Source organism: Corynebacterium antarcticum (assembly GCF_016595285.2).
Classification (GTDB): Bacteria; Actinomycetota; Actinomycetes; order Mycobacteriales; family Mycobacteriaceae; genus Corynebacterium; species Corynebacterium antarcticum.
The window spans coordinates 33,771-54,289 of the sequence record NZ_JAENIP020000003.1 but is presented as its reverse complement, the minus strand read 5'-3'; the positions used below and the strand labels follow the sequence as shown (position 1 = coordinate 54,289).

The window sequence follows — 20,519 nt, the reverse complement described above, 5'->3', positions numbered from 1 at the left end:
GCGGCCGACCAGGTCACCAGGGCATGCGGACAGACGACGGACCCGTCTCCCCCGGAGCGTAAGACCGTAAGGTTAGCCTGTCGAATACATTTCTGCATCAAAGCAATACGATCATGTATCGCAGCCGCTCACAGCCGTTTCAACCTCTGATGTGTTCTTTCACGCACCCGTCGCGTACCGGCGGAACAGCGTTTCAGACGGTCGCCCGAATGGTTTCCCCCACCCCGGTCAAGCACATGCGGGAGGTGACATCCCGCACTGCGCGCCCGTTCCCCCGAACTACTCCGACGTCCCCTCCGTCACGGGCCGCGACGAGGCCATCAGCAGAGTGAGAACCAGGTCCAGGATGTCGTCCAGCTCGAGCATCGTTCCCCTCCGATGGTGCTCGGCCTCAATTTCGGACAGCCGGTCCCGCCACACCGACACCCCGGTGTAGCGCATCGTGATGCCGATGACGGCCTGCGCGATCGCCTCGGTGCGTTTGACCGGGACCCGGTCGACCTCCGCGAGCATCAGCTCGAGAGCCCGCCCGACACCGACCACGAATTCGCGGTTGATCTCCATGAACTGCATCGCCCACTCCGGTTCCCGGGCCGCGCGGGCGAGGAGCTCGTTGTGCAGGACGAGGAAATCCCGGTCCAGTCCCAACCGTTCCCTGGTCCGCAGCAGGGCGTCGGTCAGTTTCTCGGCCGCGACCTCGTCCGGGCATGAGGCGTGGCGCGCGCCGGGATGGAACGCCGCGACCCACTCGCGGGTCACGGCGTCGAGAAGCTCGATCACCCGCGAATACTCGTCCCGGACGACCAGGGTGAACAGTGCGTCCTTGTCCGCGAAGTTGGAGTAGAACGCACCCCGGGTGAAGCCCGCGGTCTGGCAGATCCGCTCCAGGGTGCACCCCTCGAAGCCGTGGGAGGCGATCACCTCCCGGGTCGCCGCCGCCAGCCTGGACCGGGTCTCCGGGCTACTGCGCACCACGCCTCGTCTCCTCGGATAGTTCATCGATGTCGCTACGGGGACGCCTGCGTGGAGTGTTCACCCGCACCTCGCCTCCCCTGCCCGTGGGTCACATCTGCACCATCGGGTGGTACCCGGCCGGGATCCGGTTGTTGTCGACGATCCGCTTCCCGAAGGGGAAACAGGTCACCGGGATCATCTTGAGGTTCGCCAGCGCGAGCGGGATGCCGATGATGGTCACCGCCTGGGTCACCGCCGTGGCCAGGTGACCGAGGGCCAACCAGAAACCGGCGACGACGAACCAGATGACGTTGCTGAAGGTGCTGAGTCCGCCGGAACCGGTGTCCGGGACGATGACCGAGCGGCCGAACGGCCACAGGGCGTAGTTGGCCATCCGGAAGGAGGCGACGCCCGCGGGGATGGTGACGATGAAGATGCACGCCACGACCCCGAAGATCACGTAGGCCAGAGCCAGCCACACGCCGGCGAATACGAACCAGATGATGTTCAGGAGGAGCTTCATGCCCCCATTCTATGGCGGTCGCCTGTACGGATCCTGCGTCCCACCCCTGAGAACGGCGTGGATCACCCACCTCCCCCGGTCCACGTTCCCGGTACCGGCTGGCAGTGGGGACACCACCAGATGACCCGCTCCAGCTCGCCGTCATCCCCGTCCCTGTCGACGCCACCGAGGAAACTCTGCTCGATCAGGGTCCCGCATCTGCGGCACGGGCGGTGGTTGCGCCCGAACACGTAGCTGGTTTCCCCCGCACGCTTCACCCCAGTGGTCACCCGCACCGGTTCAACGCGGTTCGCCCACATCAGCCGGCGGGTCACATCGAGAACCCGATCCACGTCCACCTCCGAGACGGGCGTCGCGGGATGGACGCCGCACAGGAAACAGATCTCCGCGCGGTACTCGTTGCCCACGCCCGCCAGATTCCTCTGGTCGAGCAGCGCGGCGCCGATGGCCCGGTCCGGGCGGGCCAGAATGCGGCGCCGCGCCTCGTCCCGCCCCCACTCAGCCCAGTCGTCGTAGAGCACATCCGGCCCGAGATACCCCATCCGCTCCCGGTACTCGGACGCGGGGAACACCCGCACGAGCCCCAGGTCGAACCCGACGACCTCTATCGGTGCACGCTCTGGACCGTCACTGAGCTGCAGAACCACACGTGCCGAGTGCCCGGGTTTCCGCCACCGGTCCCCCTCCCGGTGCACCGACCAGGTGCCCTCCATCTTCAGGTGGGTGTGCAGGATCCGGTCGCCGAAGGACATGAACAAGTGCTTGCCGAGCGGCCACACCGCGCTCACGGTCTCCCCGGTGAAGGAGACGGTGGCGTACCGGGGTACGCGTATCGACGTCGAGGTCACCTCGCGTCCGCACATGAACTGCATCCGCGCGGACAGCTGGTGGACGGAATCACCCTCGGGCACGGAGCTCCTTTCAGGATCATGGGGGTACCTGATCAACCTGTGGGTGCAGGTGATCCTCCGGCACCGGGGTGGCGACAGTGGTTGTACGTCCACCGTAGATCCTTACGCAACAGCGGCGGGATGAGGACGACTGCCACCGCACCAATCTCCACCGTGCGGCAACACGATTCTCCGGGCGGAAGCACCCTCAGATCATTGAGTACAACTCTTTCAGGTTGCACCTCTTCCCATGATGCCCGTGGTGTTGTCCCGGTTTCGCAGTCACCAGGACGCCTGCATCGCTGCCGCACGGAGCGTGCCGGTGGAGAACACTTCCCGGGGTGTCGGACGCCGGGCCACCGTCGTCTCACCCGAGTTTTCGTCCCGGCGGTGCAGGCGATGGAGGACCTGGCGGACATCCTCGGTGGCAGAACCATCGGGAGATTCACGAGCGGATCATGGTCCCCACGGGAACAGTGAAGACGGAGGACGGTCGTCGTGCTCACCGGAAGAGATGAACATGAGGTCTCTCATCCGGACTGCGCCGTCACCGCGCTGACCCGGCCATCTTCCCGGTGCGTCCGGGCCGCGGCCCCCTCACCGCCCCGGCTGCCTCGGCCTGCGGAACCCGCCGCCGGGCGGCGGATCGTCGAAGGTGAGGTCGATGTCGGAGGTGTCGGCATCGGCTGCGGCCTCGGCCAGCGAGCGCCCCGGTTGGGTGCGCGCCACCCGGGGCGTGACGGTGCCGGTGGTTCCGGCCAGCCGCAGTCCCTTCGGGGTGATCGCGGCCCCCGCCGAGCGGAAGGCCCCGACCAGCGGCGATTCGAGGGCAGGTTTCCCGCCGATCTTCTCCACGGTGAACCGGGACATCCGCCCCGCCGCGACCGCGTCCACCAGGGCGGCGACCACGAGGGCGACCATCTCCGCCTCCCCGACGGGGCAGATTCCGGTGAACAGGGTGAGGCTGCGGCCACCCCGGGTGAGGTACGCCAGCGGCAGCCCGTCGGCCAGGACCACCACGGCACCGGCACTGCGGGTCGGCCGGGCCCCCGGGCAGTCCGGCCACGGCAGCGCGGCTCCGTAGGGGTTCGCCGGATCAGCGGCCGCGAGCAGTACCACCTCCGGATCGGTGGTTCCCGAGGGCCAGCCCTCGACGTCCGGGGTGTCGGCCAGTCCCCGGAGCCGGTCGATGACGGCGGTGGTGGAGAACTGTGCGGCGCCGAGGCCGTCGATGACGTAGCCGCGCATCGCTCCACCGGTCTCCTCGAAGGAGGACAGCACCTTGTACGCGAGCGCGAACCCGCCGGTGACATCCTCGGCGACGACACTGCCCCGGGTGACCACGCCGTACCGGTCCAGCCACGCCTCACCGTGCGCGACGGAGCGGGTCGTCGGGTCGGTCGCCGGGGTCACGGCGGCGGTCCACCGTCCCACCATGTCCGGAGGGGCGGACACCGCCGTCGCGTTCGCTCGTTCGGCCTGCGCGAAGCGGGTGCGCCCCATGCGCAGGCGGTTGCGGGAGGGCCGGCGTTTCGCCCGGTGTGCCGTGGCGCCGGAGGTCGTTCCCGCGAGGCGGGCCCGCAGCGGTGCGAAGCTGTCCGGGCTGACCAGTCCCAGTTCGACGAGCTCCCGGAGGGCGTCCGCCAGATCGCGGGCCTCGACCGTGCGCGGCACGGCGATGTCCAGGTCGTCCTGCGCGAGCGTGGACACCTCCCCGAGCAGCTCGGCGAAGTGGAAGCCACCCCCGCGGTGCAGCACGGTGAGCACCGCCTCCTGCAGTCCGGTGAGCGCGGGCGGGTCGGTCTGCGGGGCGAGCTGTGCGGCGTAGTCGGCGGGCAGCAGCATGATCCACGGGTCGCGGGTCCCGGCGGAGCCGGCGCCCAGGATGAGCACCTCCCCGGTGGCGGTCAGTTCGTCGAGCAGGCGCGGGGTGTAGTCACCGACGCGGGCAGGCAGGACGAGGGTCTCCCAGGCACTCGCGGGCAGGCGGACACCGGCGAGCTGTTCGATGACCGTGTACACGCCGTCCGCGCCGCGCAGCACCGGGCGACGACCGACGCAGGCGATCTGGTGCCAGTCGGTGAGGAAACGTGCGAAGGTCGAACCACTGACGGGTTCTGCCTGGGAACGGGCGAGCGCCAGTGATCTGCCGCGGATGGTGCGCAGGACCTCGACGGCGCAGTACTCGGGCCCCTCGATACCCGCACGGTAGTGCCCCTCGATGACGGTTCCGTCGGTGACGGCCTGGCGGAGCGCGGTGTGCGCGGCGGCGGGCGCGAGTCCGAAGGTGTCCGCCAGGTCCCCGAGGGTGAACGGGCCGCGGGTTCGGGCGAAGCGGTTCACGAGCTGGGCCAGGGCGTCGGTGACTGTGGCCGGTTGCGCGGCCACGCCGGCGGGTACCGGAACACCGAGCGCGTCGCGGAGCAGCGGGGCGTCGAGGGACTGCGCCAGGTGCTCGATTCCGGCGATGCGCACGAGCATGACCCGGTCGCGGAGGTGGTCGAGGGCGAGGTCGACGACGGTGCCGGGCTCACCGAAGGTGCAGTGCTCGTGGACCCTGGTGACGGGGACGGGGCCGATGATGCGCAGCACGTCGGCGAGTTCCTCCGGGCCGCGGGCCTTCCGGCCGTCGGCGGTGCGCTGCAGCTGGGCGTGGACCTCGGTGATGACCCCGGCGTCGAGGAGTTCCCTGAGTTCCACGGTTCCGAGCAGTTTCGCCAGGAGCGCGGGGTCGAGGGCGAGTGCCGCCGCGCGTTTCTCCGCCAGCGGGGTGTCACCCTCGTACATGAACGCGCCGGTGTAGTTGAACAGCAGCGAGGAGGCGAAGGGGCTGGGTTGGTCGGTGGTGATCTCCGCGATGCGGACGCGACGCGCACCGAGATCGGCGCACAGCTGTTTCAGCGCCGGCAGGTCGTAGACGTCCTGCAGGCACTCGCGCACCGTCTCCAGGATGATGGGGAACGACGGGTATTTCCGGGCGACGTCGAGGAGCTGCGCCGAACGCTGGCGCTGCTGCCACAGCGGTGCCCGTTTGCCGGGGGTGCGGCGCGGCAGGAGCAGTGCGCGGGCCGCGCACTCCCGGAACCGGGAGGCGAACAACGCCGAGTTGCCGACCTCCCGGGTGACCAGGTCCTCGATGTCGTCGGCGTCGAAGGCGAACAGGTCGGCACCGGGTTCACCGTCCATGTCGGGCAGGCGGAGGACGATGCCGTCATCACCCGCGACCGCCTGGGCGTCCATGCCGGTGTTCTCCGCGATCCGCGCCCCGACGGCGAGCGCCCACGCCGCATTCACCCCACGCCCGTAGGGACTGTGCAGGATGATGCGCCAGTCCCCCAGCTCGTCGGTGAAGCGTTCCAGCACCAGCGTCCTCTCGTCCGGGACTATGCCGGTGGCGTCGGCCTGCTCCGCGAGATAGCGGGTGAGATTCTCGTGTGCCCAGGTGTCCAGGCCGAGCCCCGCGGCGCGCGCCGGATCGGCGGCGACCTCGCGGCGGAACGCCCCGAGCGCGGCGCCGAGTTCCGCGGGGCGGCCCGCCTGGTCCCCGTTCCAGAACGGCAGCCTGCCGGTGTGCCCGGGCGCCGGGGTGACGATGACCTGGTCGCGGGTGATCTCCTCGACCCGCCAGCTCGACGCCCCGAGGGTGAATACGTCGCCCACCCGCGTCTCGTAGACCATCTCCTCGTCGAGTTCACCGACCCTGCGGGGTGCCCCTCCGTTCTCACCGGCGGTGCCCGCGAGGAACACGCCGAACATGCCCCTGTCCGGGATCGTGCCCCCGGAGGTGACGGCCACGCGCTGGGCGCCGGGCCGGGTGGTGAGCATCCCCGTGACCCGGTCGTAGACGACGCGGGGGCGGAGCTCCGCGAAGTCGGTGGACGGGTACACGCCGGAGGCCAGGTCGATGACGGCGTCGAACACCTCGCGGGCGAGGGTGGCGTACGGGTGGGCGCGACGGACGGCCTCGTACCACTCGTCGACGTGGATGTCGCGGGCGGCGACGGTGGCGACGGTCTGCTGGGTCAGCACGTCGAGGGGGTTGCGGGGCACGGTCAGTTCCTCGATCGCCCCGGCCCGCATCCGTTCGACGGTGACCGCGCTCTGGACGAGATCGGAACGGTGCTGCGGGTAGAACGAACCCCTGGAGACCGCGCCGACGGTGTGCCCGGCGCGGCCGACGCGCTGCAGCCCGGCGGCGACCGACGGTGGTGAGGCCACCTGGATGACGAGGTCGACGGCGCCCATGTCGATGCCGAGTTCCAGGGATGAGGTGGCCACCACGCAGGTGAGCTCGCCGGACTTGAGCTGCTCCTCGATGCGGGCGCGTTCCTCCTTGCTCACCGACCCGTGGTGGGCCCGGGCGAGGATCGTGTCGGCCTTCCCGGCGACGTCGACGGATTTCATCAGCTGCGCGGGTGGTCTGCGGGTCGGTGCGGAGAGCGCATCCGGGTCGTGTTTCTCGGCGTGGATCTCGTTGAGTCTGCTGGTCAGTCGTTCCGCGGTGCGGCGTGAGTTGACGAAGACGAGGGTGGAGCGTGCCCGGGTGATCTCCTCGTAGAGCTCGGTCTCGATGAACGGCCAGATGGAACCTCCGGTGGGCAGCGCCGATTCCTGCGGTGCGCCTGTCGACGCCGCGGGTCCGCCGGCTCCGTCCGGCGGCGAGGTGGTCAGGCCGAGGGGATCGTCGATGACGGCGTCCCCGATGGTGGAGGCGTGCTCCGGGGTGGGCAGATCAGACATGTCGGGGACTGGGACGTGGACGTCGAGTTCCCACCGTTTCCCGCTGCCCGGTGCGATGATCGCGACGTCGCGGTCGGTTCCGCCGAGGAACGCTGCGACCCGCTCGAGGGGCCGGACGGTGGCCGAGAGTCCGATTCGCTGCACCGGCCTCTCGGTGAGCAGTTCCAGGCGCTCGAGAGACAGTGCGAGGTGCACACCGCGTTTCGTACCCGCGAGGGCGTGGATCTCGTCGACGATGACGGTGCGCACGCCGGTGAGCGTGCCCGCCGCCTTCGAGGTGAGCATGAGGTAGAGAGACTCGGGCGTGGTGATGAGGATGTCCGGCGGGTTGCGCTGCTGGCGGGCCCGTTCCTTCGCCGGGGTGTCCCCGGAGCGCACACCGACGGTGATGTCCGGTGCCGCGACGCCGAGGCGGTCGGCGGCACGGGCGATCCCGGTCAACGGTGCGCGGAGGTTGTTCTCCACGTCGACGCCGAGTGCCTTGAGCGGGGAGATGTAGAGGACCTTCACCCCGGAGCCCTCGATACCGGTGGATGCAGGCGTCGGGTCGGATCCCTCCGGGGCGGGCAGTCGGGTCTGCCCGGGGCGTGCGGTGAGCGAGTTCAGCGCCCAGAGGAATGCCGCGAGGGTCTTGCCGGAACCGGTGGGGGCGACGACGAGCGCGTGCCCACCGGTGGAGATCTCGGCCCACGCCTGCTCCTGTACGGCGGTGGGTCGGGCGAAGACGTCCGTGAACCAGGTCCTGACCTCCGGTCGGAAGCGGTCGAGTGTGGACGTCGGCATGTCCCCCATTCAACCAAATGTTCGCATCGACGGTTCATCCGCGTCGGACGGTCGAACGATTTCCGAACATGCCCGACCGTGTGACGGGTATGACCCCTCGGGCGCCGAGCGGACGCCCGTTCCAACAACTAGAGTGGGGACCATGACCGCGAACATTGATGATGCCATTCTCACCGCCCGCCTCGCCCAGGGAACAGGCGACATCCTGAAGGGGGTGCGTGACGTCGGACTGTTGCGGGGTCGTGGCCTCGGCGACGCCGGTGACGAGCTGGCCCAGAGCTGGATCGCCCGGGTCCTGGCGCAGCACCGCCCGGACGACGGTGTTCTGAGTGAGGAGGCCGCGGACAACCCGGCACGCCTCGGCAAGGACCGCGTCTGGATCATCGACCCCTTGGACGGCACCCGCGAGTTCGCCACCGGTCGACAGGACTGGGCGGTGCACATCGCCCTGGTCGACAACGGAAGGCCCCTGTCGGCGGCGGTCGCCCTCCCCGACCTCGGCGTCGTGTTCAGCTCCCACGACGCCCGCGCGGTGAGCGGCCCGTTCGCCCGGAAGATCATCATGTCCCACAACCGGCCCCCGAAGGTCGCCTTCCACGTCGCGGAGAAGCTCGGCTTCGAACCGATGGACATGGGTTCCGCGGGCGCGAAGGCCATGCACGTCCTGTTGGGCGACGCCGACGCCTACGTCCACGCCGGTGGGCAGTACGAGTGGGACTCCGCCGCACCGGTCGGTGTCTGCCAGGCGGCCGGCCTGCACTGCTCCCGTCTGGACGGCAGTGAGCTGACCTACAACAACAAGGACACCTACCTGCCGGATCTCCTGATCTGCCGGAAGGATCTCGCCGACGAGATCCTGGAGATCGCCGCCGGGTTCCTGAAGGAAAACGGCTCCTACACCTAGGCCGTACCGTATTCCGGAACACAGCCCCCGCAGTAAAGGCCCGGGGCTGTGTTCCGTTAGTCTGGACGCCATGAGCGTCACCGCCATCCACACCCCCTACGAGGATCTCCTCGCGCAGATCATGCGCGAGGGGACCCACAAGGACGACCGCACGGGAACGGGAACGACCAGCCTGTTCGCCCGCCAGATGCGGTTCAACCTCGCCGACTCCTTCCCGTTGATCACCACGAAGAAGGTGTATCTGAAGGGCGTCGTCGGCGAGCTGCTCTGGTTCCTGCGGGGCGAGTCGAACATCGGGTTCCTGAGGGAACACGGGATCCGGATCTGGGATGAGTGGGCCTCCCCCGAGGGTGATCTGGGTCCCGTATACGGGGTGCAGTGGCGCAGCTGGCCGACCCCGGACGGCCTGCACATCGACCAGATCTCCGAGGTCCTGGACCAGCTGCGGAACAACCCGGACTCCCGCCGGATCCTCGTCTCGGCGTGGAACGTCTCGGATCTGGAGAAGATGGCGCTGCCCCCGTGCCACCTGCTGTTCCAGTTGTACGTCGCGGACGGGCGCCTGTCCTGCCAGCTCTACCAGCGCAGCGCGGACATGTTCCTCGGAGTCCCCTTCAACATCGCCTCCTACTCACTGCTCACCCACATGTTCGCGCAGCAGGCGGGGCTCGATGTCGGTGAGTTCATCTGGACCGGCGGCGACTGCCACGTCTACGACAACCACCGGGAGCAGGTCGAACTGCAGCTGTCCCGCGAACCGCGCCCCTATCCGCAACTGCAGCTGCGCAAGGCGGACTCGATGTTCGACTACACCTTCGACGACATCTCCGTCACGGGGTACGACCCCCACCCCGCGATCCGCGGAAAGGTGGCGGTCTGAGCCATGGGCTACCGGGCGATCTGGGCGCAGTCCGTCGACGGGGTCATCGGCGACGGTAGCGACATGCCGTGGCACATTCCCGAGGACCTCGGGTACTTCCGGGAAACCACCCTCGGTTCCCCCGTCCTGATGGGGCGGCGCACCTGGGAGACGATCCCGGAACGGTTCCGTCCCCTACCCGGCCGTGACAACTACGTCCTGACCACCCGCCCGGCCGGTACGTGGTCGGAGGGCACCACGGTGATCGGTGATCCGTCCCAGGCCCCGGAGGACGCGTGGATCATGGGGGGCGGCCGGGTCTACGCCGACACCCTGCCGATGGTGGATGAGGTTCGGGTGACGCTCGTCGACGCCGAGCTGCGCGATGTTCTCGGCCCCGTCGCGGTGTTCGCGCCGGAGCTCGGGGACGCGTTCACGTGCACCGACGACACCGACTGGATCGAATCCGTGAAGGGTCGGCTGACCGGTGCGGCCGAGGCGGCCCGGCAGGAGGGGCCGCTCCGTTACCGGGTGCTTACCTACCGCCGCGACCCGGTGGAATAATCCCGACGGCCGGTGTCGTTGTACCGGACATGAGCGACAATCACATCACAGTTTTCCTGACCGACTGGTGCCCTTACTGCAACCGCCTGGTGAAGGCCCTCAACCGCACGGAGACGCCGTTCACCGCCGTCAACGTCGAAGAGGACGCGGAGGCCTCGGCATGGGTTGAGTCGGTGAACGACGGCAACCGGATCGTGCCCACCGTGAAGTACTCGGACGGAACGCACGCCACCAATCCGGCCGCATCCGAGGTGCGCCGCAAGCTGGAGGAGCTGCAGGGCTGACCCCGATGAGACCCGACGGCCCCCGGACGCGAGAATGCGTGCGGGGGCCGTTTCCCGTTCCTGCGACGGTCGACTGTTCACCGGTGTACGGCCGGTCGGGGAACCTGACACACCGGGTTCGCCCGGATTCGATCGGCGAATGGACGAACCGGACACGCCACCAGTTCGTGGCGGTCAGCCGTGTTCCGAACCGTGCCGCCGGCACGACCGGGACCGGATGCGCGGTTACGGTAAACAGCTAGTCGTCGCCGCCACGCCAGAGGTGCAGACCTCCGCCGGTCCGGCGCGGTGCGGAAAGGCTGATCAGCGCGAGGACGAGCCAGGGTACGCCGACGAACAGTGCGAGAAGGAACCACCAGCTGAATGTGACGGCGACCGCCCCGGACAGGATGAGTGCCACGGGACAGGCGAGCCCCGCAGAGGAGCGCAGTTCCGGGATGACCGTCACCCCGGCCGCGGTCATGGCGGTGAGAAGTGAGCTGACCCCGAAACCCCAGGTGAGTGCATGGATACCGGCACGGTGCGCGAGGAGAGCGAGTACCGCCCAGACGGCCGCGAGGATCCAGGTGACAACGATCCACGGACTGAACGGCACGTTCTGCTTCTTCCGCTTCGCGTTCCTGCGTTTCACGGCCACTGTGCCGTCACCTTCTCTCGTTCCCGGGGCCCGGAACGGCCATCACCGTCCGTCGGAGCCAACCTACCCGGGAACACGGGGAGCACCAACCGGCGAGTTGTGCCCGGTCATTCCCCACTGAGCTCGCGCAGGAGATAGGTGTCCATGATCCATCCGTGGTTCTCCCGGAGGGTGTACTTCAGGGCCGCGACCTCATCGCCGATGTCGTGGACATACCCGGCACGGAGGATCTGCTCCGGTGTCCCCAGATACGCGCCCCAGTACATGTAGGTGTCGGGCCCGGCGACCTCGTTCCAGGTCGTTCCGCCGTCGAGCATGACGAAGCAGTTGCGCCTGTCGGCGGCGCTCGTGGTGGGGAGCAGACGGCCCGTGGTCACGTGGATGGGCTCGCCGATCCGGTTGGCGGTGATGGCGTGTGCCGCGGTGAGCGTCTGGAGCGCGGTGATACCGGGGATGACCCTCACCGCGCACTCGAGTCCGGTGTCGCGCCGCATGCGGTCGATGATGCGCAGGGTCGAGTCATAGAGCGACGGATCCCCCCAGACGAGGAACGCTGCGGTACCGTCTGGGCCGGTCGCACCGACGATCGCATCGGAAAGCAATCTTGCGCGCTCCCCGTGCCACCGGCGGACCTCCGCCCGGTAGTCATCGGGGTCGCGGTCCCTCTCGGGATCGGTCACCGCGACGATGGGAGTCTCCGGGGAGTGGGCATCCACCACGGACCGGCGAGCCTCCAGGAGGTCGGCCTTCTGTTCGCCCTTGTCCAGGGCGATGACCACGTCCGCGGAGCGGAGCGCATCTATCGCGCCGAGCGTGAGGTGGCCGGGGTCACCCGCCCCGATGCCGATGACCAACAGTGTCCGCATCCTGGGTCCGCCCTTCCCGTCCGCCGTCGATGGAGTCCCCCGGCACCCGATACTACGGTGTGGTCCGGGTCCCCATCACGGCGTCATCTAGTCGTCGCCGTGGATGTCCTCGTGGTCCTTCGCGGACAGCCCGGAGGTGAATCCGTCGAAGTTGGCGATGAAGGACTGCCCGAGGTAGCGGGTGCACGCCTCGGAGAGGTGCTTCGCATCGTAGATATTCAGAAGGAGGATGTTGCTGAAGGTGCCGTCTTCCTCGATCTTGTCCAGGGAGAGCACGGGGCCCTTCTCTCCGGTGACGATGTTGGCGATGACCTCGACACGGTTGACGTCGGTGAACAGAGGCTTCTTGTTCGGCATGATGTACCTTCCTTTGATCCGGAACGGGCCCCTCCGGGCCCACAAGTATTACCCCTAGCCTATGTTCTTTTCGCCGCCGTTGAAGTGAGCTCGGGGGTAGTGTCCCTGATCTCACAGTTGGAGCCACCCCCGATGTCGCTCATTCGGCCGGTTTTCACCACCGCGCACCGATGGGCTAGTCTGACACCGTCCGGTCTTGCACAAGGTCGGTGTCAGGCCCTAGTAGCTCAGTGGATAGAGCACGGCTCTCCTAAAGCCGGTGTCGGAGGTTCGATTCCTCTCTGGGGCACCACGGTTGCCCCCTGTTCGATCCGGGGCCGTCACGTCCATCCGGAAACGGAGGTTCCGTCGTACCGCCGGTGATTGCCGGTCTCCCCCTTCCGCGGAACTTCCCCGGACTCCGCCTCCGCTCCCGACCGATTGAGCGTCCCGACGCCAGATGCGGGTACTCTCTCGGTCCCGGTGAGAGCCGGTGCATGATCCATCCCTGTCATTCGGCGTCGTAGGACACCTTCGACCAGCTCAATCCCGTCGAAGAAGTCATGCTAACCTCTACTACCATGCACGACTGCTCCGCCCACCGCACAGGAGCCGGGAACCCGATTTCCAGGTGTCGGGGAAATGCCGTGCGATCCTCCCGGCACTTCACCTCTTCTTTCGTCCCGGGTTGTACCCCCGCGTGCGCCCGCGGAGAGCTCCACCTGTCCGAAGTGCTCCAATGCCCCTCCGTCAGATGAAAAGAAGACCATGACCGCTCCCCACGTGAGTTTCAGACATCCGAGACTGACCGGTCTCATCACAGCAGGAATCGCCGTCGTCGCAGCTGTGGCAGCACAGGTTGCCTCACACCGACCTGTTTTCCATCACAGTCTTTTGCTCAACGTCACCGAGGGGGAGCCACTCGCGCAGTTGATCCGGGCGGAGGACCCGGCGTTCAGGTTCACGACCGGCGCCGATCACTACGACGGAGTCTATCTCTGGGCGATGGCGCGGGATCCGTTCGCCTCCGGGCAGGCCCATGAGCTGATCGATCTCGCCGCATACCGGTACGGGCACCCGTTCTACTCGTGGATGGCCTCCCTTCTCGCGTTCGGACAACCGCGTCTCCTGTCGACCGCTTTCTGGATCCTCGGCCTGGCTTCCATCGGGACAGCCGCATACCTGGTCTCCCGATTGGCGGCATCCCACGGATGCTCACCCTGGTGGGGACTGCTGGTCGCGGCCAGTCCCGGCCTACTGTTCAGCTCCACCACAGATCTGACTGAGCCTTTTCAACTCGCACTGGTCACAGGACTACTGCTGGCGTGGCGCGCCCGGGTTCACCCCACATGGATCGCGGTGTTGTGCATGGTGATCTGCCTGTCCAAGGAACAGCTTGTCCTGGTTCCCGCCGCACTCGGCATTCATCTGCTCAGCCTCATGGTCCGGGACCGGCGCCTGTACTGGCGACGGGCACTGGCACTGGCAACCGGGCCGATTGCACTGGCGGCGTGGCTACCGTTCATTCGCAGCCACTTCTCCGCCGATCAGCTCACCTACGACGACGGCAACATCGACATGCCGGTCATCGGGTGGCTGAGGATATTCGATCTCGCCGGTTCCATGCGGGTGAGCGGCGACATGAACTCATCTCAGATCGGGTCCACCGCCGTACCCGCCCTCATCGCGTTGGCGGTCCTCATGCTCGCAGCTGCCGTCATCGGCCTGATCAGACGCGACGAGCTCGGCCTGATCGTCGCCACTCAGGCGGTACTCGTCTCGTGTCTGGACTGGCGGACGCTGTTCTTCCCGCACGAGATGTACCGGATACCCGCGGTACCGGCTCTACTCGCGGCACTGCTCGTCATCATCCACCTCACCACCGGGTGCCGCGCCACGTCCACCGGTGCGGACGATCGGCGTCCCGCCGGCGCTGACGCCGGCGGACTCCGGGATGGGGATGCTGCGGACGTTGGGGTGTCAACGCGGACGGAGGATCATCGGCAACAACCCGCCAGAGCCGTGACGGAGGAGAGCTCCGCCCCCGCTCCCTGACACCCGTCGACTCCGCCACGCCCCGCGGGCGTGTCCCCTCCGGTACCTTCCTCGCGGGCCTGTGGCCCGTGGACCCCGCCCACCGGTGTCCATTGTGGCTCACCGTCGCAGGATCTTCCGCATTCCGGACCATCCCCCGCACCGTTCACAGATGGTGTCTCCGACATGTGCGGATGAATCCCCGGGGTACCACGAATGACCGCCATCAGGGCCGGAACGTGGGCATGAGCAGAGACTACGCATCACTGTTGTGTCTTGAAGTTGCTAATGTGGTGCATATGACCCGTGGGAATGGCAGGTTCTCCCGATCACCGCAGAAGGTACCGTATGACATCGCAGCGCCCCCTCATCCAACGTCGCACCCTCCTCAAGGCGGCGGCACTCGCCGCGGCCGGCGGCACCATCGCATCCTCGACCGGGACGCTCCCCCGGGCATACGCCGCCCGGCCCGTACTGGGCACGGTGCTGGACTACGCCGCCGGGGGTTCCCGACGCCCGCGCGATCGCGGCAGCGGGCCACCTGGGTGCCGTGAGGTACGTTTCCGGCAGGCGCCCGGGCACCGAGAACTGGATGCTGGGGAAACCCGTCACCGCCGCGGAAACCCTCGCGTTCCGGTCAGCGGGGCTCGCCACAGCCAGCGTCTACCAGTTCGGCCGCGCCGACACCGCGGACTGGCTCCCGGGTGCGGCAGGTGCCGCCACCCACGCCCCCCCAGGCCATCGCCCTCCACGCCGCTGCGGGCGGTCCTGCGGGACGGCCGATCTACGTCGCCATCGACGACAACCCGACCCGGGGCCAGTACGAGGGCCAGATCCGCCCCTACCTGACCGTGTTCGGGACCGCGCTCGAGGTCGCCGGACTCCGGTTGGGTGTGTACGGCAACTACAACGTCATCGAGTGGGCCCTGGCCGATGGACTCGGCGAGTTCTTCTGGCAGCACGACTGGGGCTCCGGCGGACGCCTCCATCGCCGGGCGGACCTGCACCAGCCGGCTAAGCGCAGAGCCTGGATCTCAGGTGTCGAGGTTGACGTGAACGACGTCTACTCCCGGGACTGGGGACAGTGGACGGCCGTGTTCCCGGAACCCGCGACCCCGGCTCCGGCGGAGGTGCCGGCACCCCTGCCTCCCGCTCCCGAGGGAACCCCGGCCAGCTCGATCGGTCAGCTGCCGACGCAGTTCACCGCCCTGTCCAGCTGAGCACGGAGCCTTCCGTCAGTCCCCGTCCGAATCGATCGTGATCTCGTCGTCGGAGACGGTGCGGCTCTTCGGCCTCGGCCTGGGACGGACGGCACCCGACCGTCGTGCGCCACCGTTCGTCTCACTCCGGTACTCGGCGGCTTCAGCCTCGATGTCCCCCACCACCCGCCGGCGCTCCTCGTCGTCCCCGGGACACTCCGGGGAGGGGACGTGGGAGTGCACGTTCGCGGCCAGCATCGGGAACAGGAGCACCGTGGCGGCCCCCGTGGCGACCATGACCGACGCGTGCCCCTCCCCGAGCAGTCCCCGGTCCACGGCGATCTCGGTGACCGCCACGATGATCGGCAGGCCCGTCGCCGAGTACAGCGAGAGCTCCATCTGGTCCCGGAAACCCCGGATCCCGGAGCCGGTGTCGGTGAAGCGTTCCATCAGCAGTATGGGCAGGCCCCGCGCGATGAAGATGACGACGATCCCCACCACCACCGCCCAGGGCGAGTGCAGGACCTCACGGACGTTGATCGCCATACCGGACGTGATGAAGAACACCGGGATGAGCAGACCGTAACCCATCACGTCGAGACGCGCCTCGACCGTCTTCCTCGCGCGCACTGGAACCAGCCCGCGGAGAATGATGCCCGCCGCAAAGGCCCCGAGCACCACGTCGAGTTCGAACACGGCGGCCATCGCCATCAGGGTTGTGAGGAGGACGATCACCATCCTCATCACGGTCTGACTCGTGTGGCTGGCTCCGTCACGGACCGCGTGTCCGACCCAGGGCACGAGACGGGACACGGTGCGCGGAACGAACGCCACCATCATCGCACCACCCATGAAGAGCACGAGGATGAGCAGGGTGAGCCAGGTCGTCCGCGTGGACAGCAGTAGAGCCATCGCGAAGACGGGCCCCAGTTCCCCGACGGCACCGTGGACCAGAACTCCCTGGCCGACCGGGGAGTCCGCACGTCCGGAGTTCTTTATCACCGGCAGCAGTGTGCCCATCGCGGTGGACGAGACCGCTATGGCGAGCACGATGCTCCGGAGCAGATCATCGGTACCGAGCAACAGCAGCGCCGCACCGACGGCGAGCCCCAGGCTGAGCAGCCAGGTTCCGGTGGCCCGGCGTCCCTGTCTCCCCCGCATGACATCGGGATCGATCTCCCAGCCCGCGAGCAGGAAGAGCATCCCCAGGCCGAGTTCCCGGAGCAGGGCATTCGACCCGTCCAGATGGGCCAGGTCGAGGACCTCCGGACCGATGAGGACCCCGAGCAGGAGCATGAACACCACGCCCGGGACCCGTTTTCCGGTCAGGAAGGACAGCAGCGGCGACGCGAGGGCCGCGATCGCGATCCACATCATCGAGACGATGACCCCCGGTGCGACCGCGGCGCCGGAGGCGAGCACAGTTATCGAATTCAACGTCGACCTTCAATTCGTGGAGGGGAACTACGGACGGGGCGGTACCGGGGCCCTGACGATTGCCCATGATAAGCCGGTGAAGCGGAACCGCTGCAGTGGAACCGTATCGGACAGCCCTATCCCCCGGCTTCCAGACGGCGCCCGGGAGGTGGGGGGACGGATCCGGCACGCTCACCGACGAGTCCGCCCAGCTGGGCCTCCACCAGTGCGGTGAGATCTTCCGCGGACCCGGTGACGGCCGCCGCCGCGACGAAATCCCTCCCGAAGGTCACCGAGGAGTGGAGCGAGTAGTCGTTCGACCATCCCCACTTGGTTCCCACCGCCCCGGGCAGAACCGCCGTACCGAAATCCTGCGGGTACCCGTCGGCCGCGAATTCGTCGGACTGGGTCATCGCGGTGAGGATCGGCGACATGGGGTCGGTCTCCAGCTTCTGCTGGATGAATGAGACGACATCGTATGTGGAGGTGACGCTGTATCCCCACCGTTCCTCGTCCGATCTGGTCGACAGCAGCCCGTAGTTCTTCGCGGTGACGTCGATCGCCCGCGGGTACCGGTCCCAGAGCTCGTCGGCGAGGTCATCGTCGGACGAGCGGATCATCTCGACGGCCGCCGGTTTGTCCTCGGGCAACCCGTACCGGAGCACGTAGTCCGCGATGTACAGCTTGATCAGGCTCAGCGCGGGGCGGGCGAACCTCTCTGTGGCGGTACCGGTGTGCCAGCCGTCGGAGAGCCGCGTGAACGAGACCTGTGACCCGGTCGCGTTGGCGGTGAACTCGCCGAGGTCCTCGCTCGAGAGACTCACACCCGAGGCCCGGGTGCCCACCGGCGATGCGGTGGGCACCCGCGGGGTCACACCGACGCCGGAATCCCCGTCGTCAACGACGACGGGGAGGAACGGGAGCGAGAGGATGCAGGATACTGCGACGATGACCGGGGTTACCCGCACCATCCGCCGCCAGCGGTCACTACGTCCGTCCGGGCCAGCCCGGTGCCCGGCGGAATGTTTAGCCATGTCGGACATGATACCGGCGGCCCCGTCCACCCCCAATTCTCTCGGGTTCTGGTGGACGGGGCCGCCGTCTTGTTCTACTGCTGTGATGCCTGGTGCCCACCCGCCGTCACGGGTGGAAACCGATCAGCGTGCGAAGTGGAAAACGGTACTAGTGGTCGACCGCGGCTTCCACACCGACACCGGTCAGCGAGCGGACTTCCATTTCAGCCTGGAGGTCGTCCAGGTTGTCCGGCTTGCCGAAGATGGTGCCGAGGTAGCCCGCGAGGAACGCCGCCGGGATGGAGACGAGACCCGGGTTACGGAGCGGGAACCAGGCCCAGTCGGCGTCGGGGACCATCGAGGACGGGGTACCGGACACGGCCGGGGAGAACACGATGAGAACCAGAGCCAGGATGAGGCCGGTGTACATCGAGCAGAGGGCTCCGGTGGTGTTGAACTTCTTCCAGTACAGCGAGTACAGGATCGTCGGCAGGTTTGCCGAGGCTGCGATGGCGAAGGCCAGGGCGACCAGGAAGGCGACGTTCTGACTCATCGCCAGGATACCGAGGATGATCGCGGTGACACCGATGACGACCACCGTGATCCGGGAGACCCGAACCTGTTCCGCCTCGGTGGATTCACCGTTGCGGATGATCGAGTGGTAGATGTCGTGGGCGACGGAGGCCGACGCCGTGATGGCGAGTCCGGCGACCACTGCGAGCACGGTGGCGAACGCCACTGCGGAGATCGCGGCCATGAAGAAGGAGCCACCGAGTTCGAGCGCGAGCAGCGGTGCCGCGGAGTTCTGCCCGCCGGGCGCACCGAGGATGCGGTCCGGTCCGACCATGGCTGCTGCGGCGTAGCCCAGCATCAGGGTCATGAGGTAGAAGGCGCCGATGAGCACGATGGCCCAGGTGACGGAGCGGCGGGCTTCACGTGCGGTCGGGACGGTGTAGAAGCGCATCAGCACGTGCGGGAGTCCCGCGGTACCGAGAACCAGGGTCAGACCCAGGGAGATGAAGTCGATCTTGGTGACGCTGTCCTTGCCGAACTTGAGGCCGGGTTCCAGGATCGCGTGGGCGTCGTAGCCCTTGCTGGCGAGGTAATCGGACTCGGCGTGCTTCTGGACCGCTGCGTCGAGCAGCGTCGGGAAGGAACCGACCTTGATGAAGATCAGCGCGGTCATGATGCCGACACCGCCGACCAGGAGGACGGCCTTGATCATCTGTACGTAGGTCGTTCCCTTCATTCCACCGAAGAGGACGTAGGCGATCATGATGACACCCACGACAGCGACGACGATGGCCTGCTGCGACTTGTCGTGCACGTTCAGCAGGACGGCAACCAGTGAACCGGCACCGGCCATCTGAGCGATGAGGTAGAAGAGCGACACGAACAGGGTGCCGAGTGCGGCGGCCATCCGGACGGGCTTCTGATTGAGTCGGAACGACAGGACGTCGGCCATCGTGAACTTACCGGTGTTCCGCAGCGGCTCGGCGACGAGCAGCAGCGCGACCAACCAGGCCACGAAGAAGCCGATGGAGTAGAGGAAGCCGTCGTATCCCGCGAGGGCGACGGCACCGACGATACCGAGGAAGGAGGCGGCGGACAGGTAATCGCCCGCGATGGCGAGTCCGTTCTGCTTACCGGAGAACTGGGCGCCACCGGTGTAGAAGTCGGAGGCCTCACTGGTGGACTTGCCCACCTTGATGACGACACCCATCGTGACGACGATGAAGATGATGAAGACGGCGATATTCAGGATCGGATTACCGGCCTGCGCGCCCACTTCCTGGGCGGAGTAACTGATGTTGTTATTCATGAGAGGTATTAGCCTTCCATTCTCTCACGGATCGCTGCCGCCTTGGGCTCGATCTTCTTATTGGCAAAATTGACGTAGATCCAGGTGATGGCGAAGGTGGTCACGAACTGGAGAAGTCCCATGATCACGCCCCAGTTGACGTTTCCGAACACCGGGGTTCCCATCCAGTCCTTCGCGTAGACCGCGAGGAAGACGTAGAACATGTACCAGAGGAAGAACGCGATACTCATCGGGAAGGCGAACCCGCGGAACGTCTTCTTGAGGTCGAGGAATTCAGGATCTTTCTGCATGGCCCGGAATTCTGCGGCACCGGGTTCACGGCGCCGCACCGGGGCGGATGAGTCTGCACTCATGTGAGGGTCATCTCGCTTTCTGTGGTTAATTTTGACGGAGGCACTATTCAGGTCGGGCGGATCGGCCACCGAATGGCCGTCCGCTCTCCCACTTCGCACACCACTGTCGGACGCTCGAGGGTGGTGACGGAACTGGCCCGCCGGCCATCATTGTGCAAGCGATCACAAAACAAGGTGTAGGTGTGAAGTTACCTAGCTCACGTTGCAATGTGAAAGCTAATCGCGGGAATTACTGCATTCACAGCATTCCCCCACCCCCACAGTCGGTCCTGAACTGCAACATCCCCATTCGTCAACAACCCCCCATCGCCCGCCTGTTCGGGCTGTGTGAAGATTGCGAAT

At 67.2% G+C, this 20,519-nt stretch carries 16 protein-coding genes, 1 tRNA gene and 1 pseudogene; 7 read left to right on the top strand and 11 right to left on the bottom strand.

Features of this window, described 5'->3' with window-relative positions; translation table 11 throughout:
• Positions 1-279: 279 nt before the first annotated feature.
• The 4 genes from JIM95_RS07635 to JIM95_RS07620 all read right to left on the bottom strand — a co-directional run bounded on the left by JIM95_RS07635 (position 280) and on the right by JIM95_RS07620 (position 7,890).
• The gene (locus tag JIM95_RS07635) at positions 280-975 is read right to left on the bottom strand and encodes a TetR/AcrR family transcriptional regulator (RefSeq protein WP_248702951.1); all 696 of its coding nucleotides are present in this window, start codon (positions 973-975) and stop codon (positions 280-282) included.
• A gap of 88 nt (positions 976-1,063) precedes the next feature.
• A complete protein-coding gene (locus JIM95_RS07630; RefSeq protein ID WP_200259586.1) occupies positions 1,064-1,477 on the bottom strand; it encodes a YccF domain-containing protein in 414 nt (137 codons plus the stop codon).
• A 62-nt stretch (positions 1,478-1,539) separates the two neighbouring features.
• On the bottom strand, positions 1,540-2,388 hold the full coding sequence (locus JIM95_RS07625) for an Fpg/Nei family DNA glycosylase (protein WP_200259583.1): 849 nt from the start codon (positions 2,386-2,388) through the stop codon (positions 1,540-1,542).
• Between the two features lie 576 nt (positions 2,389-2,964).
• A complete protein-coding gene (locus JIM95_RS07620) occupies positions 2,965-7,890 on the bottom strand; it encodes an Lhr family ATP-dependent helicase (protein ID WP_200259580.1) in 4,926 nt (1,641 codons plus the stop codon).
• Between the two features lie 142 nt (positions 7,891-8,032).
• On the opposite strand from JIM95_RS07620, the gene JIM95_RS07615 reads away from it, so the two are divergent.
• The 4 genes from JIM95_RS07615 to JIM95_RS07600 all read left to right on the top strand — a co-directional run bounded on the left by JIM95_RS07615 (position 8,033) and on the right by JIM95_RS07600 (position 10,501).
• A complete protein-coding gene (locus JIM95_RS07615) occupies positions 8,033-8,794 on the top strand; it encodes a 3'(2'),5'-bisphosphate nucleotidase CysQ (protein ID WP_198737598.1) in 762 nt (253 codons plus the stop codon).
• Between the two features lie 70 nt (positions 8,795-8,864).
• On the top strand, positions 8,865-9,674 hold the full coding sequence (locus JIM95_RS07610; protein WP_200259577.1) for a thymidylate synthase: 810 nt from the start codon (positions 8,865-8,867) through the stop codon (positions 9,672-9,674).
• A gap of 3 nt (positions 9,675-9,677) precedes the next feature.
• The gene (locus JIM95_RS07605) at positions 9,678-10,217 is read left to right on the top strand and encodes a dihydrofolate reductase (RefSeq protein ID WP_200259573.1); all 540 of its coding nucleotides are present in this window, start codon (positions 9,678-9,680) and stop codon (positions 10,215-10,217) included.
• Positions 10,218-10,246: 29 nt separating this feature from the next.
• Complete coding sequence (locus JIM95_RS07600) at positions 10,247-10,501, top strand: mycoredoxin (protein WP_200259570.1); 255 nt, start codon at positions 10,247-10,249, stop codon at positions 10,499-10,501.
• Between the two features lie 238 nt (positions 10,502-10,739).
• Here the strand turns inward: JIM95_RS07600 and JIM95_RS07595 are convergent, their stop codons facing one another.
• The 3 genes from JIM95_RS07595 to JIM95_RS07585 all read right to left on the bottom strand — a co-directional run bounded on the left by JIM95_RS07595 (position 10,740) and on the right by JIM95_RS07585 (position 12,361).
• Positions 10,740-11,132 (bottom strand): hypothetical protein, encoded by a 393-nt coding sequence (locus tag JIM95_RS07595; protein WP_200259567.1) that lies wholly within the window; start codon positions 11,130-11,132, stop codon positions 10,740-10,742.
• Between the two features lie 113 nt (positions 11,133-11,245).
• Positions 11,246-12,004, bottom strand: coding sequence for a precorrin-6A synthase (deacetylating) (gene cobF / locus JIM95_RS07590; RefSeq protein WP_200259564.1), 759 nt, complete (start codon positions 12,002-12,004; stop codon positions 11,246-11,248).
• A gap of 87 nt (positions 12,005-12,091) precedes the next feature.
• Positions 12,092-12,361 (bottom strand): cg0963 family protein, encoded by a 270-nt coding sequence (locus JIM95_RS07585; RefSeq protein WP_200259561.1) that lies wholly within the window; start codon positions 12,359-12,361, stop codon positions 12,092-12,094.
• Between the two features lie 216 nt (positions 12,362-12,577).
• Here JIM95_RS07585 and JIM95_RS07580 point away from each other — a divergent pair.
• The 3 genes and pseudogenes from JIM95_RS07580 (at position 12,578) to JIM95_RS07570 (ending at position 15,594) form a co-directional block, all read left to right on the top strand.
• Positions 12,578-12,653 (top strand) — tRNA-Arg (locus JIM95_RS07580).
• 329 nt (positions 12,654-12,982) lie between these two features.
• On the top strand, positions 12,983-14,395 hold the full coding sequence (locus JIM95_RS07575) for an ArnT family glycosyltransferase (RefSeq protein WP_418904043.1): 1,413 nt from the start codon (positions 12,983-12,985) through the stop codon (positions 14,393-14,395).
• Between the two features lie 327 nt (positions 14,396-14,722).
• Positions 14,723-15,594 (top strand): annotated as a pseudogene (locus JIM95_RS07570) (DUF1906 domain-containing protein).
• Between the two features lie 15 nt (positions 15,595-15,609).
• On the opposite strand, the gene JIM95_RS07565 reads toward JIM95_RS07570, so the two are convergent.
• From JIM95_RS07565 to JIM95_RS07550, 4 genes are all read right to left on the bottom strand, one after another.
• Positions 15,610-16,950 (bottom strand): cation:proton antiporter, encoded by a 1,341-nt coding sequence (locus JIM95_RS07565; protein WP_200260123.1) that lies wholly within the window; start codon positions 16,948-16,950, stop codon positions 15,610-15,612.
• A 176-nt stretch (positions 16,951-17,126) separates the two neighbouring features.
• Positions 17,127-18,023 carry a hypothetical protein gene (locus tag JIM95_RS07560; RefSeq protein WP_200259555.1) on the bottom strand — a complete coding sequence of 299 codons (897 nt, stop codon included), beginning with the start codon at positions 18,021-18,023 and terminating at the stop codon, positions 17,127-17,129.
• Positions 18,024-18,171: 148 nt separating this feature from the next.
• On the bottom strand, positions 18,172-19,824 hold the full coding sequence (locus JIM95_RS07555; RefSeq protein WP_200259552.1) for a solute symporter family protein: 1,653 nt from the start codon (positions 19,822-19,824) through the stop codon (positions 18,172-18,174).
• Positions 19,825-19,832: 8 nt separating this feature from the next.
• Positions 19,833-20,177 (bottom strand): DUF485 domain-containing protein, encoded by a 345-nt coding sequence (locus JIM95_RS07550; protein ID WP_200259549.1) that lies wholly within the window; start codon positions 20,175-20,177, stop codon positions 19,833-19,835.
• Positions 20,178-20,519 lie beyond the last annotated feature (342 nt).